Raw genomic sequence first — 13830 nt, 5'->3', positions numbered from 1 at the left:
ATGCGTTGAGTGCGACGCGAGAACATGAACGAGGCCGTGACGACCGCGCTCGACGAGGCCGTTCCCGACCGGCCCGTCGCGAGCTTTCGCGGCGTCGGTCCCTCGTGGAACGGTGCCAACGAGACCGTGGGCGTCGAGTTCGCGGACGGGAGCCGAGCGTTCTGTAAGGTTGCCGTCGACGGCGACGGAACGCGGATAGCTCGCGAACGGGCCGTGTTGCGGTATCTCGCCGCCGAGCGGCTCTTCCCGGTCCCCGAGGTGGTCGCAGCCGACCCCGAGGCCGCGGTGCCGTACCTCGTCACGGAGCCGGCTCCGGGTCGGGAGCTTCGCGGCGTCTGGGACGGCGCGGACGACGCGGTGCGAGAAGGGCTCCTCCGTCGCGTCGGGGCCGCGCTCGCGACCCTGCACGCCGGCCGGTTCGACGCGCACGGCGAGGTCGTCGGACTCGAATCGGTTGGACCGGAAGACGGTGCGGCGGACGGAGCGGCCAGCGGTGCGACGGGCGAAGCGGCCGCGGACGACTTCCCTCGTCTCGACGTCGACCCGGCCCCGTGGCCGGACGTACTCCGCGCGACGATCGAACGGACCCGCGAGATCGGCACCTCGGAGCGGCTCGCGGACCACTACGACGCCGTGTTCGACTGTGTGGAGTCGAACCGCGACCGACTCTCCGACGCGCAGCCGGCGCTGCTCCACGGGGACGTGGCCCCGCCGAACCTGTTCGTCGTCGACGTGCCGGAGGAACCGGACCCGGGGTCCGGCCAGTACCGCTCGGACGGGATCGTCCCGATCGACTGGGAGCTCGCCCACGTCGGCGACCCGGCCCGCGACCTCGTGCGGGCAGAAGACCAGCTCTGTAACGGATTCGACAGCACGGGTCCCGAGCGGTTCTCCCAGGCGCTATACGCCGGGTACCGCGACCGCGCCGGCGGGCTCCCGGAGGGGTTCGACGAACGACGCCCGATCTACGAGGTCGTCCGGATGCTCGGGCGCTCGGGATTCATCGACCAGTGGACCTCGTACCTCGACGAGCCGATGGACTCGCTCGTCGAGCGTGCGGACGCCGAACTGCGCGCGCGACTCGACGAGGTGTGACGCGGCTCGACGAGGTGTGACGCGACTCGACGAGGTGTGACGCGGCTCGACGAGGTGTGACGCGGCTCGGCGAAGTATAACGCGAGCTGGAGACCACCGGACCTCGACCGCCGGATGTCAGCGGTTCCACGCCGCGTCGTCCGGATCTATCAGCCGCTCGCCGGGACCCAGCGCGTCGATCGCGGCGAGGTCCGATTCCGGGAGGTCGACCTCGGCGGCGCGCAGGTTCTCGATCACGTGGTCGCCGGACGATTTCGGGATGGGCGACACGTCGCGGTCGAGTGCCCACGCGAGCGCAACGAGGGCCGGCGAGACTCCGTTGCGCTCGCCGATTTCGACGAGTTCCTCGTCGTCGAGGACCGCTCCCTTCGCCAGCGGCGAGTAGCCGACGAGCCGGTGATCGAACTCGGCCGCCAGCCCGCGAAGTTCGGACTGTTGGAATCGCGGGTGACACTCCACCTGGTGGGCCGCGATCGGCGCGTCGAGGATCTCGCGGGCCTCCCGGAGCAGGTCCGGCGTGAAGTTCGAGACGCCGACGTGGTCCGCGAGCCCGTTCTCGCGGAGTTCGTCGAAGACGGGGAGTGTCGCCTCGGCGTCGTAGGTCCGGATCGGCCAGTGGACGTACAGCAGGTCGATCCGGTCGAGCCCGAGGCGTTCGAGGCTCTCGCGGGCCGTCTCGCGGACGTCTTCGGGCGAGAGGTTGTCCGGATGAACCTTCGTGGCGACGACCACGTCGTCGCGGTCGACGTCGAGGTCGGGATCGGAGCAAACCCGATCGATCCCCTCGCCGACCGCGGCCTCGTTGTCGTACATTTGAGCGGTGTCGACGTGGCGGTAGCCGGCCGCCAGCGCGGCGGCGACGGTTTCGGTACACTCCGCGGGATCGTCGAGTCCGGACGTACCGAGTCCGAGAGGGAGATCGAGCGGCGGCATACCCGCCCGTTCCCGCGGAGGGGTCAAAAATCTACGCGAGCCGGAACGGATCGCGGGGAAGCGCGGCACGGTGGGAAAGCGAACCCAGCGGGGAAGCGCGGTACGGTGGGGAAGCGAAATCCGCGAAGAAGCGCGGCACGGTGGGGAAGCGCAGGTACGGTGTTTTCATCGGACAGGAAACCGCTCGACGTTATTTGAACCGGGAGAACCGAACGTCGCATATGAGCAACGGGATCCACGTCGAGCTCGCGGTGTCCGCCTGCGAGGGTTGTCCCGTGGCGGCGCTCTCGTCGAGCACTGTCGTCGAGGAACTCCGGGTCGATTCGGCGGACGACCGAGTCGAGTTCGTCGCCGACGACCCGCCGGACGACCCGCCGAGCGGGCTGGACCTCGTCGAATTCGCGGGTCGGACGCACGGTCGGTACGAGATCGACTGCGAGCGGGCCGCGACAGACGGCGGCGTTGCGGTCGACGCCGCGGGGGGCATTGCGGTCGACGCCACGGGAGACGTGAGCGAGGCGGACGCCGCGGAGACAGAATCGTCACCGGACGGGGACGACGGGATCTGTCGCGGGTGCTCGTGCGGCGGGCTGCCGTCGGCGTTCGCCAACTTTCCGAACTCCCCGCGGCACACCGAGATGGTCGACGGCGAACTGCGCGTCTCGTTCGTGCTCACCGGCCACGAGGAGCTCCGAGCGATCGTGGACGAGTGCGAGGCCGCCGGGCTCGACGTGGAGCTCCGCCGGCTCTGCGTCGACCGTGGACGCGACAGCGACGCGGACGACCGTGGCGGAACCGTCGTCCCCGTCGACATCGCGAGCGTGACCGACAGACAGGCGGAGATCGCGACCGTCGCGGCCGAGAAGGGTTACTTCGACGGCGGCGGCGCGTCAGCGGCGGAGGTCGCCGCGGAGTTCGACCTCGCGAAGTCCACGGTCTCGGAACACCTCCGGGCCGTGACGGCCGACGTCTTCTCGCAGCTCTTCGGCGACGGGGACGGTACTTAAAGTCCCGAACAGTTCGCCGCCAAGTACCCGGGGTGTTAGACCGTAGTGATCAGTAGCGGAGTCGAACCGATCGGTTCGGCTCCGGGAACCCATGACCCAGTGGACACAGCTCGGACCGCGGGAACGCGAGCTCCTCGCCGTCCTGCGGCGCGCCGACGATCCCCTCACCGCCCGAGACCTGTTGGACGCGGTGGTGGGCCGCGGCGACGACGTCGCGTACACGACGGTCAAGCGGACCGCAGACCGACTCGTGGAGAAGGGGCTCGTCGACCGCGAGGCGGAACGGTACCGCGGGACGACGCGTCACCGGTACCGCTTCGACGCCGCGACCGCACGAGACCGACTCGTTCCGGAGTTCGCCGACGAGCTACGGGCGGTGCTCGGTGACCAGGCGGTCGAGCGGCTCGCTCGAACGGTCCGAACGGAATCCGACGGCGACGACGACGACGGAGCCGACGTCACCATTCAACAATGACTACTGATCCGAACCCGAGCGACGAGCGGACGGCACGGACCGACGAACAACGCGACGAGCAGTCGACGGACGCGAACGGCGCGGGGGCCGCAGAGGCCGCGAACGGTGTGGGGGCTGCAGAGGCCGCGGACGGTGCGGGGGCTGCAGAGGCCGCGAACGGCGCGGAGGCCGCGGACGGTGCGGAACGCTCGGACGACGGCCCCGAGATCGTCGACGGTCGGACGATCGAGCACCTGCTCACCGATCACGAGCGAGACATCGCCGCGACCGCCGAGGGGACCGACGCGACCGCGGCGAAGCGGCCGAGCCTCGACCTGCCGCGCTTGGAGCTCGGGCGACGCGACTTCATGAAGGCCGGCGCGGCCGTCGGTGCGATGAGCGGACTCGCCGGCTGTACGAGCATCCTCGCCGACGACGAGGGCGACGACTCGGGCGGGGCGGCGGCCAGCGGCGACCACTCGGTTGCGCCGGGCGAACACGACGAGTACTACGGGTTCCTCAGCGGCGGCCACACCGGGGAGATCCGCGTCGTGGGGATCCCCTCGATGCGCGAGCTGATGCGGATTCCCGTGTTCCAGACCGAGAGCGCGCGCGGCTTCGGTCACGACGCGAAATCGAGCGCGATCTTGGAAGAGGGCGGCGGCTACACGTGGGGCGACACCCACCACCCGCGCGTCTCTCAGACCGACAACGACTACGACGGCCGCTGGCTGTTCGTCAACGACAAGGCGAACGGGCGGATGGCCCGCGTCGACCTGAAATACTTCGAGACGGACGCGATCACGAACGTCCCCAACAGCCAGGCCGTCCACGGCGCGTGCATGCAGCTGCCGGACACGCAGCTCGTCTTCGGCGTCGGTGAGTTCCGGGTGCCGATGCCCAACGACGGCCGCGACGTCGACGACCCCGACGCGTACGGTTCCGTCCTCACCGCCATCGATCCGGAGACGATGGACGTCGAGTGGCAAGTCGAGGTCGACGGCAACATGGACAACGGAGACGGCGGGAAGGAGGGTCGCTGGTTCTTCGCGACCGGCTACAACAGCGAGGAGGGGGTCACGGAGGGCGAGATGGCCCGCTCCGACCGCGACTACGTGAAGGCGTTCGACATCCCCGCCATCTGGGACGCCGTCGAGGCCGGCGAGTACGAGGAGATAAGCGGCGTTCCCGTTGTGGACGGCACGATGGAGAGCTCGCTCAACGAGGGCGACCGGCCGATCGTGCGGTACGTCGCGACGCCGAAGAGCCCCCACGGGGTCAGCGTGACCCCGAACGGGGACTACGCGATCGCCTCGGGCAAGCTCGACCCGAGCTGTACCGTCATCGACGTCGAGGCGATAGCCGAGGTCGACGACCCGCAGGACGCCATCGTCGGGCAGCCCCGGATCGGGATGGGACCGCTACACACCGCCTACGACGGGCGGGGGCACGCGTACACGACGACGTTCATCGACTCGGAGGTCGTCAAGTGGGACTACGAGGCGGCCGTCGAGGCCGAGGCCGGCTCCGAGGAGCCGGTCGTCGACCGCCACGACGTCCACTACAACCCGGGGCACCTCATCGCCTCGGAGTCGTACACGGCCTCGCCGCAGGGCGACTACCTGATCTCGCTGAACAAGCTCTCAAAGGACCGATTCCTCCCGGTCGGGCCGATCCACCCGGAGAACGACCAGCTGTTCCACATCGGCGACGACGACGCCGGCTTGGAGCTGATCAAGGACAAGCCGTCGTACCCCGAGCCCCACGACGCCAGCATCGTTCACAAGGACAAGATCGAGCCGGCGAAGACGTGGGACCCGGCCGACTACGAGCTCGACTACGTCGCCGAGGGCGAGGAGTCGATAGAGCGAATCGACGACAGCACCGTCGAGATCGAGATGTGGGCGCGCCGCAACCAGTACGCCTTCCCCGACGTCACGGTCCAGGAGGGGGACGAGGTGACGATCCGAATCTCCAACGTGGAAACCACGAGCGACGTGATCCACTCGATAGCGATTCCGGAGTACGACGTCAATCTCGCGCTCGCGCCGCAGGACACCCGCGAGGTGACGTTCACCGCGGATCAGCCGGGCGTGTACTGGGCGTACTGCGCGTACTTCTGTAGCGCGCTCCACCTGGAGATGCGCTCGCGGATCCTCGTCGAGCCGCAGGACTGAGCCGAACGCCACCCCACCACTGCCACCTCATCACTTCAATCCCGATCCCCCATCCACACGCCATGACTGTTTCACTCGGCCGATTGACGGAGCTCAGGCGGGCCCTCCCAGTGATCGCGGCGGCGATGTTCGTCGTCGCGCTCACGGTGCCCGTCTGGCGGATCGCCTTCGAAGCGCCCCAGTACCCCGAGGGGTTGCTCGTCGAACTGTACGCATACCCGCGTCTCGGCGGCGACTTCGCCGAGGTGCAGGCGCTGAACCACTACGTCGGGTTCTACTACCCGGACCCGGTGTTCGTGGATCCGAACTACGCGGTCCATCCGGACGCGATCGCGGCCCCCGAGTGGATTCTCGGTCCGATCGTCTTCCTCGCGGTGGCCGCCGCGGGCGTCTTCGTCGCGGTCGCGCCCACGGATCGGAAGCTCCGCCTCGGGCTACTCGGTCAGCTGATCGGGGCAACGGTGGCGTTCGTGGGGACGTTCGCGATTGTCCAGTACCGCCTGTACCAGGCCGGTCACGCGCTGGGCGACAGCGCGCCGGTCGTCGGCGTCGAGGAGTTCACCCCGCCGCTTCTGGGAGCCTACGAGATCGCCAACATCAGCGGGGTCGCGTGGTTCGGCCCCGGTGGCTATCTCGCCGGGGCCGGGTTCCTGCTGCTCGTCGTCGCGTACCTGTTGCGCGATTCTCGCGTTACGATCGGCGAAGCCACCGGCACGATTCGAGAGCGGCTTCCCGGCGGAGCGGGACGCGAGGGGGGAGTTCGGTCTCGCGGACAGGGGCGCGAAGAGGTAGCCCACCCACGTGGAGCGGAACGCGAGGAGGCTCCCGCCGCCGGCGACGGAGCCGAGCGGAATGCGACCGTCGACGAACCGCACACGGGGGGTGACTGATGACTCGACTCCCGTCGATCGGTGGGCTCGCCTCGGCGCGCACGGTGCTTCTCGCGGCCGCGGTCGTTCTCGCGACCGTTCTCGCCGTCACCGTTGCAGCGGCCGGCGGCGGTGTGGGGACCGCGATCGGCGGGGGCGACGCGACCGACGCCGCCAGCGGAGCCGACGCCACCAGCGGGGTCGACGCCGCCAACGGAACCGACGAGCGGATCGTCGACCCGCCGACGTACGACCCGAAGCGGCCGACGGAGCCGGGGACCGCCACGGTCGTGCGCGGTGGCGAAGACGGCGCGAGCGGAGACACGACCGCCGACGACGACAGCGGTGAGGGCGACGGCGCGGCCGAAGCGACGCGGACCTACGACGATCTTGCCGCCGCGGTCGACGCCGCGGAGCCGGGAGACGCGATCGAACTCTCGGGCGTCTTCGAGCCGGAAGCGCCCGTCGTCGTCGACGAGCCGAACGTGACCATCCGGGCGGAGACGACCCACGGTGCCCTGATCGACGGGGGCGGCGAGGACACGGTCCTCGTGCTTCGAGCGCCGAACGCGACCGTCGAGGGCGTCTGGATCGACGACACTGGCGAGGACCTCGAATCGGAGGACGCCGGGGTGTACGTCGCCGAAAACGCCACGGAACCGACGCTCTCGGACCTCTACCTTACCGACGCCGCGTTCGGCGTGTGGGTCAACGGGGCGGACGCGGTGACGATCCGCGACTCTCGGATCGAGGGAACCGAGGCCCCGCGGTTCGCGAATCGGGGCAACGGGATCAACCTCTGGGAGACGAACGGCTCCGAGATCCGCGACACGGAGATCACCGGGGTCCGCGACGGGATCTACTACTCGTGGGCTTCGAACGTCGAGGCGACGGGGAACACGCTGTGGGACCTTCGGTACGGGGTTCACTACATGTACTCCGACGACAATCGCCTCGCGGACAACGTCGCCTTCGAGAACGACGTCGGGTACGCGCTGATGGTCAGCGAATCGATCGAGCTGGTCAACAACACCGCGGTCGCGAACCGCGGCGAGAGCGGCCACGGGATCCTGCTCAAGGAGATCGATCGCACCGTCGTCCGCGACAACGACCTCGTCGCGAACGACGACGGCCTGTTCCTGTACAACGCACAGGACAACGAGGTGCGCGGCAACCTCCTGTACGCGAACGGCGTGGGTGTCCATCACACCGCGGGTACCGAGGAGACGGCGGTCGCGGGCAACGGCTTCGTCGACAACGACGAGCAGGTGCTGACGACGACCCGCGAGCTCGTGGCGTGGAACGGCACCGACCACGGCAACTACTGGTCGGACGCCCGCGTCGCGGACACCGACGGCGACGGACTGAGCGACACCCGACACCGACCCGCGGGTGCGGCGGAGCGCCTCGTCCAGGAGCACCCGGCCGCCGCCGTCTTCGCCGACGGCCCCGCGTTCGACGCGATCCGGCTCGTCGAGAGCCGGTTCCCGGCCGTCGAGACCGCCGGGATCGTGGACCACCGTCCGCTGGCGAGCCCAGCCCACGACGCCGAACCGTACCGCCCGTACGCGGCGGCCGTCGACGCGACCGCCGAGTACGACGACGACCCCGGAGACGATCACCACCAATGACCATGCGAATCGACATCACCGACGTTCACAGACGGTACGGCGACGTCGAGGCCCTCGCCGGGCTCGATCTCACGGTCGATTCGGGCGACGCGTACGGCCTCGTGGGAACCAACGGAGCCGGCAAGTCCACGCTGTTCGGACTGATAGCCGGCCACGACCGCCCGGACGACGGCCGGATCACCGTCGGCGGACGCGACGTTCGCGAGACGGGCTGGCGCATCCGAGAGTCGATCGGCGTTCTCCCCGAGAACCCCGGTTTCCCACCGGGGGAGACGGGACGCGAGACGCTGGCGTTTCACGCCGACGTCCGCGGGATCGGATCCGGTCCCGGGGACGCGGCCGAGCGGATCGCCGGCGCGGCGGCGACGGTCGGCCTCGCGGACGCGATCGATCGACCCATCGGCGGCTACTCGAAGGGGATGCGTCGCCGGCTCGGGTTGGCGGCCGCGCTGCTGGCGAATCCGGCGGTGCTCCTGCTCGACGAGCCGACCGCCGGGCTCGACCCGAACGGGGTCGCCGCACTGCGGGAGATCCTGACCCGCGTCCGCGACGAGACCGGCGTCACGCTGCTGATGGCGACGCACGCGCTCCGCGAGGCCGAGCGCGTCTGCGACCGCGTCGGCGTCCTCGACGACGGTCGGCTCGTCGCGGAGGGGAGACCCGACGATCTGGCAACGGGCCACGATGATGGGCTCGAAGGGGCCTTCGTCTCGCTCACCGGGGGTGGTCGCGATGCCTGACGCGGAGACCGAGACAGCGGCCACTGACACGCCTCCGACCGAGCCGACCCCCGATGGCGGAGTCGCTCTCGACGACGCGACCGCGACCGCCGCGACCGTGACGGAGGAAACCGCCGCCGCGACCGCCGACACCGTCTCGGTCCCGCTCCCGCGCCCGGGGATCGTCCTGCGGATCGCGCGCCGCGAGACCCGGCTGACGACCCGTCGGGGGTGGGCGCTCGGGTTGACGGCGGTCGTCGCGGTGTTCGGCCTCTTGCTGGCGACGTTCAGCGGGTCGAGCGTCGCACCGACCGGCTACGAGCCCGTGGTCGCGAGCTACGTCGAGCTGGCGACGTACCTGATCCCGCTGGCCGCGCTGGCGTTCGGTCACGGCGCGATCGTCGGCGCGGCCGAGCGCGGCCGTCTCGGCGTGGTGTTGACGCTCCCCGTCTCTCGCGTCGAGACCGCGATCGGCGTGTTCGTCGGGCGAGCCGCCGTCCTCTCGGCCGCGGTGGTTCTCGGCTTCGGTCTTCCCGGGCTGCTGCTGCTCCGGGAGCACGGGCTGGCCGGTTGGCCGACGTTCGCGTGGTTCCTGCTCGCCACCGTCGCGGTCGCCGTCGCGATCCTCGGGATCGGGGTGGCCATCTCCGCGGCGGCGTCCACTTCGACGGTGGCGCTGGCGGGAGCCCTGCTCGTCTGGGCGTGGTTCGCCCTGGTGCACGACCTGCTCGCGTTGGGCGTCCTCGCCGCCGTCGACGGCGCGGGCGACCTCGTCGCGGTCGCGGTCGCGGCGAACCCGGTCTCGACGTACCGCCTGCTCGCGCTCGCGCCGACCGACGCGGGGGGCGCGGGCCTGGCGGCTGCGCTCGACGCCAGCGGGCTCTCCGTGGCCGCGCTCGTCGCGATCCTGCTCGGGTGGGTCGGCCTCGGCGTCGCCGTCGCCGCCGGCGCGCTCCGCGCGCAGCGGATCTGAACGAACGGACTGCTTTTTAAGTCCACACCCTAGCCGGCGGGTTGTTGGTTCCCGCCTGTCGACACTCGGTAGCTTCCTTTTAAACGACGCCGACGGCGGGGGCGGTCGATCGGTGCAGCGCGTCGGCGCTCACTCGGACTGTTCCCGAGTGCCGAGATCGCCGGACCACGCTTGAACCGCTATCACGATGGCCGCCATGACGACGCCGGTCGCAACGCCGTACGCGACGTTCCCGCCTGTGGAGTAGGAGAATATCGCGAAGACCGCGGAGAACGCCACGATGTAGACGATCGATTGCCGTACCGCGAGCGATCTGTCGAACGTCGAGGGCGTGTCCATGCGAGAGCCCTCGATTCGAGCCTGCATATCTCTTTCCCATCCGGACATGGCACTCCCATCCGGATCTGGCACGCGCTGCCGCAGGTGATCGACCTCGCGATCCTTTTAAACTCCCGCGACTTTCGCCGTCGCGGCCAGGTTACACTTCCGCGGCTTTCGCCGTTGCATCCTTTTAAATCGCGCGCGTCCACCCATTCGGCGGTCGGCAACGATCGCCATCTCACCGATCGGACGGTCAATCGGCCGCCGCTTCGGACGCTCTCGACGCTTCGATGCTTCGGACGCTCTCGACGCTTCGATGCTTCGGGCGCTTCGGGCTCTTCAGGAGCTTCGGATGCTTCGGGCTCTTCAGGAGCTTCGGATGCTTCGGGCGCTTCGGGCTCTTCAGGAGCTTCGAGTGTTTCAGGCGCTTCGGCTGTTTCGAGTGCATCAAGTGGACCAGTCGCGCCTGACGCTTCGAGTGCGTCGGGTGCATCAGGTGCGACAGGAGCGTCTGACGCTTCGAATGCATCGGGTGCAGCCGGTGCGTCGGGCGCGTCGCTGTCGTGAGATCCCACGGGATACCACTTATGTCCGCGAGTACGCGTCCCGCGTCCCAGGGGCTGTGTCCGAACACGTTCGGGACAACTGACGGGCTGGTCGCGCCCCGATTGTCGGGTATGTCACGGGAACCGACCGCCCCCAACGCGGCCGACACCACTCGCGACGCGGCCGCCCCCGACGCCCCCGACGCTACCGTCGCTGCCGACGTGCCGGCGGACCGCCCGATCGAGACGCTCGACGTCCGCGACCTTGGGCCGCCGGAACCGCTCCGCCGAACGCTCGAACTGCTCGCCGACCTCCCGGCGGAGACGGTGCTTGTCCAGCGGAACGACCGCACGCCGCAGTTCCTGTTCCCGAAGCTCGCGGACCGTGGGTACGTCCACGACACGGCCGAGACGGACGACGCGGTGGTCACGGCGATCTGGAAGGACGGCGGCGAGGACGGTGAGGCGGGTGAAGTCGACGAGGAAGGGAGGTCCGACGGAAAGGGACTCATCGAGGGGGCTGATAGATGAGCTTCCTCGGCGGGTCCGAGCCCGAGATCGATCCGGCCGACGCGTTCGTCCCGGCTCGCGTCCCGGATCCCGGCGCGTTCGTCGCGGAGCACGAGGTTCTCGCCGGGCTCGAGTTCGGTGAGATATCCATCGAAGCCGTGAGTGACCCCGCGATCGGCGAGACGTGACGGACCGGCGAGACGTAGCGGACCGACGAGACGTGACGGACCGGCGAGACGTGACGGACCGGCGAGACGTAGCGGACCGACGAGACGTAGCGGACCGACGAGACGTGACGAACCGGCAAGAGCAGTCGCCCGCGAGCGTTGCGCTCCGCACATTCCCTTTTATACTACCGTCCGAATTATTCGGCTCACCGACTCGAAACTCGGGAATTCCCGCCGAAGATATTCCCCCTACTCCCCAACGTCGACACGCATGACACGACGCACTCTCGAGCGGCGAACGTTCGTCAAATCGACCGCGGCGCTCGGCGTCGCCACCGCGCTGGCCGGTTGCGGTGGCGGGAGCGGCGACGACGGCAGCGACGGCAGCGACGGTTCCGACGGCGGGAGCGGCGGTGACGGTTCCGACGGCGGAAGCGGCGGTGACGGTTCCGACGGCAGCGATCAGGAGTTCCTCTCGGAGGAGCCGAACTACGACGGCTGGTTCGAGGGCGTGGGGAACTACGAGGCGACGGTCGACATGACCGACGCCGACGAGGTGACCGTCGAGGTCGGTGCCGGCAACGGGCTCTCGTTCGGACCGGCCGCGGTGGCCATCTCGTCCGGTACGACCGTCGTCTGGGAATGGACCGGCGAGGGCGGCGATCACAACGTCTCCGCCTCTGAGGGCGAGTTCGAGAGCGAGACGGTCGGCGAGGCGGGACACACGTTCGAACACGCCTTCGAGGAGTCGGGGACGTACACGTACGTCTGTACCCCCCACGAGGCGACCGGCATGAAGGGTGCCGTCCACGTGGAGTGACGGAATCGATGCCGGAGAGTATCGGAAGCGACGATGGACGAACGACGGCCACGCCGACGGATCACAGCCGATGACGACCACGCCGATAAATCACAGCCGCTGACGACCACCCATGCCACAGGCACGCCTCCTCGTCGACCTGCCCGACGGACCGTGGATAGCCGACGTCTCTCGCGAGTACTCTGACGCGGGGTTCCGGGTGCTCACCGCGGTCCCCGGCGAGGGTGCCGGTTTCGCGCTCGTGAGGGTCACGGCGCGCGACGTCGACGGGGTGGTGGAGGCGATGCGCGGTCACGACGCGCTCGCCTCGGTGTCGGTGATGGCCACCGAGGAGGGCGTCGCGACCGTCCGGATCGAGACGGACGCACCCCTGTTACTCGTCGCCGCGAAGCGCTCCGGGCTGCCGATCGAGATGCCGCTGGACATCGAGAACGGCGTGGCGCAGGTCGACGTCACCGGAGAACACGAACGCGTCGCCGAACTGGGGCGGCGGCTCGGCGATCTCGGGCTGACGTTCAACGTGGAACGCGTCCGACAGCGAGTCGACCCCGCCCAGCTGCTGACGGACCGACAGCGAGAGCTGCTCCTGACGGCCGTGGACCGGGGATACTACGACGTGCCGCGGCGGTCCACGCTGACGGAGGTCGCGGAGCACGTCGGGATCGCGAAGTCGACGTGCAGCGAGACGCTCCAGCGCGTCGAACGGACCGTGGTACGAGAGTTCGTCGACGACCTTCCGCACCGCCCGCTCGACGACGGGATCGACGCCAATCCCGCGACCGTCACGGCCGCAGACTCGGCGTCTGAATCGAATTCGGACCGCTCCGAACCGAACCACACCACACACCGCACATGAGCACCACAGACAGGAACGATCACGACGAGACGACCGAACCGATCACCGACGAGGTCCACCACAATTCCTGGTCGGCGAACCTCGAGCGACCGAAGTACGCGGACGACGCTGACCTCGCGGTCAGGGACGCGCTCGTCGCGGTCGAACACACCGCGCCAGGGAATCACGTCAACCTGGTCACCCATGGTGACCTCGGGCACCCGGAAACGTTCCTCTACGACGCGCTCGAAGCCGAGAGTGACGGTCTCTCGGTGGAGTACGTCGAGCGGTGCGGCTGCGGGGGGCACGTTAGCCGAGTCCGCGTAGGCTGATCGAATCCGAGGTCTCGCCGACCCGAGTGCCTCCTATTCGTCTCTGTTGAAATCCTCAACTGGTGATATCTGTTGGCCTGATTACGGTCAATACGGGAACAGCGGCGAGCGAATACGGGAGTATGGATCTCATCGTGTTGGGGTGATCGTTTATAACTGAACGAGTGGTGTTGCTGTCGGCTGTTTATATATCGTTGCTGGCGCGGTGAACACTTTCAAAGCCCCAGCCGACCGCAACTGCACAGCACCTCATACCTCCCCAGCCTCGCGATTCGCGCTCTGCGAGTGCTCACCGCGTCCAGCGAGAATCGGAGATTCTCTGGCAGCCGGACGTAGTCCGGCGACCTCGCGGGCTCCTCGCGGCCGCTTATAAGCGGCCGCTCGGAGGCGCGCCACCGCGGTGTTTCTGTGTGGGTCACAGCGTGGTTCTCACTGTGGTCGT

17 protein-coding genes are annotated in these 13830 nt (G+C 69.0%); 13 read left to right on the top strand and 4 right to left on the bottom strand.

Going from position 1 to position 13830, the window contains the following annotated elements; genetic code table 11:
* Window positions 1–24 precede the first annotated feature (24 nt).
* A complete protein-coding gene (locus tag ACFQEY_RS12540) occupies window positions 25–1095 on the top strand; it encodes a phosphotransferase family protein (protein ID WP_379769033.1) in 1071 nt (356 codons plus the stop codon).
* A gap of 117 nt (window positions 1096–1212) precedes the next feature.
* Here the strand turns inward: ACFQEY_RS12540 and ACFQEY_RS12535 are convergent, their stop codons facing one another.
* Entirely contained in the window at window positions 1213–2028 is an 816-nt protein-coding gene (locus tag ACFQEY_RS12535; RefSeq protein ID WP_379769030.1) for an aldo/keto reductase, read from the bottom strand.
* Window positions 2029–2249: 221 nt separating this feature from the next.
* Here ACFQEY_RS12535 and ACFQEY_RS12530 point away from each other — a divergent pair, with 221 nt between their 5' ends.
* The 7 genes from ACFQEY_RS12530 to ACFQEY_RS12500 all read left to right on the top strand — a co-directional run bounded on the left by ACFQEY_RS12530 (window position 2250) and on the right by ACFQEY_RS12500 (window position 9858).
* Entirely contained in the window at window positions 2250–3035 is a 786-nt protein-coding gene (locus tag ACFQEY_RS12530) for a helix-turn-helix domain-containing protein (RefSeq protein ID WP_379769028.1), read from the top strand.
* Window positions 3036–3126: 91 nt separating this feature from the next.
* Complete coding sequence (locus ACFQEY_RS12525; protein ID WP_379769026.1) at window positions 3127–3510, top strand: BlaI/MecI/CopY family transcriptional regulator; 384 nt, start codon at window positions 3127–3129, stop codon at window positions 3508–3510.
* A complete protein-coding gene (nosZ, locus tag ACFQEY_RS12520; protein ID WP_379769023.1) occupies window positions 3507–5666 on the top strand; it encodes a TAT-dependent nitrous-oxide reductase in 2160 nt (719 codons plus the stop codon). The genes ACFQEY_RS12525 and nosZ overlap by 4 nt, the downstream gene beginning before the upstream one ends.
* Before the next feature lie 62 nt (window positions 5667–5728).
* Entirely contained in the window at window positions 5729–6556 is an 828-nt protein-coding gene (locus ACFQEY_RS12515; RefSeq protein WP_379769021.1) for a hypothetical protein, read from the top strand.
* Window positions 6556–8166, top strand: a complete 1611-nt coding sequence (nosD, locus tag ACFQEY_RS12510; RefSeq protein ID WP_379769019.1) for a nitrous oxide reductase family maturation protein NosD — start codon at window positions 6556–6558, stop codon at window positions 8164–8166. Before ACFQEY_RS12515 ends, nosD begins: the two co-directional genes overlap by 1 nt.
* On the top strand, window positions 8163–8906 hold the full coding sequence (locus ACFQEY_RS12505) for an ABC transporter ATP-binding protein (protein WP_379769016.1): 744 nt from the start codon (window positions 8163–8165) through the stop codon (window positions 8904–8906). Before nosD ends, ACFQEY_RS12505 begins: the two co-directional genes overlap by 4 nt.
* The gene (locus tag ACFQEY_RS12500; protein WP_379769013.1) at window positions 8899–9858 is read left to right on the top strand and encodes an ABC transporter permease; all 960 of its coding nucleotides are present in this window, start codon (window positions 8899–8901) and stop codon (window positions 9856–9858) included. The genes ACFQEY_RS12505 and ACFQEY_RS12500 overlap by 8 nt, the downstream gene beginning before the upstream one ends.
* A 129-nt stretch (window positions 9859–9987) precedes the next feature.
* On the opposite strand, the gene ACFQEY_RS12495 is transcribed toward ACFQEY_RS12500, so the two are convergent.
* Entirely contained in the window at window positions 9988–10197 is a 210-nt protein-coding gene (locus ACFQEY_RS12495; protein WP_379769010.1) for a hypothetical protein, read from the bottom strand.
* 235 nt (window positions 10198–10432) lie between these two features.
* A complete protein-coding gene (locus tag ACFQEY_RS12490; protein WP_379769007.1) occupies window positions 10433–10708 on the bottom strand; it encodes a hypothetical protein in 276 nt (91 codons plus the stop codon).
* 148 nt (window positions 10709–10856) lie between these two features.
* On the opposite strand from ACFQEY_RS12490, the gene ACFQEY_RS12485 reads away from it, so the two are divergent.
* The 5 genes from ACFQEY_RS12485 to ACFQEY_RS12465 all read left to right on the top strand — a co-directional run bounded on the left by ACFQEY_RS12485 (window position 10857) and on the right by ACFQEY_RS12465 (window position 13388).
* Complete coding sequence (locus tag ACFQEY_RS12485; protein ID WP_379769005.1) at window positions 10857–11255, top strand: DUF2249 domain-containing protein; 399 nt, start codon at window positions 10857–10859, stop codon at window positions 11253–11255.
* Window positions 11252–11422 carry a hypothetical protein gene (locus tag ACFQEY_RS12480; protein ID WP_379769003.1) on the top strand — a complete coding sequence of 57 codons (171 nt, stop codon included), beginning with the start codon at window positions 11252–11254 and terminating at the stop codon, window positions 11420–11422. Before ACFQEY_RS12485 ends, ACFQEY_RS12480 begins: the two co-directional genes overlap by 4 nt.
* 250 nt (window positions 11423–11672) lie before the next feature.
* Window positions 11673–12221 (top strand): halocyanin domain-containing protein, encoded by a 549-nt coding sequence (locus ACFQEY_RS12475; protein ID WP_379769000.1) that lies wholly within the window; start codon window positions 11673–11675, stop codon window positions 12219–12221.
* Between the two features lie 112 nt (window positions 12222–12333).
* Window positions 12334–13077 carry a helix-turn-helix domain-containing protein gene (locus ACFQEY_RS12470; RefSeq protein WP_379768997.1) on the top strand — a complete coding sequence of 248 codons (744 nt, stop codon included), beginning with the start codon at window positions 12334–12336 and terminating at the stop codon, window positions 13075–13077.
* Window positions 13074–13388, top strand: a complete 315-nt coding sequence (locus tag ACFQEY_RS12465; RefSeq protein WP_379768995.1) for a CGCGG family putative rSAM-modified RiPP protein — start codon at window positions 13074–13076, stop codon at window positions 13386–13388. The genes ACFQEY_RS12470 and ACFQEY_RS12465 overlap by 4 nt, the downstream gene beginning before the upstream one ends.
* A gap of 215 nt (window positions 13389–13603) precedes the next feature.
* On the opposite strand, the gene ACFQEY_RS12460 is transcribed toward ACFQEY_RS12465, so the two are convergent.
* Window positions 13604–13830: hypothetical protein (locus ACFQEY_RS12460; protein WP_379768992.1), on the bottom strand; the 227-nt coding region annotated here is incomplete at its 5' end.

The organism is Halorubrum trueperi, assembly GCF_042662525.1.
Classification (GTDB): domain Archaea; phylum Halobacteriota; class Halobacteria; order Halobacteriales; family Haloferacaceae; genus Halorubrum; species Halorubrum trueperi.
Note: the sequence above shows the minus strand (reverse complement) of the source record. Positions and strands in the feature narration are given on the sequence as shown.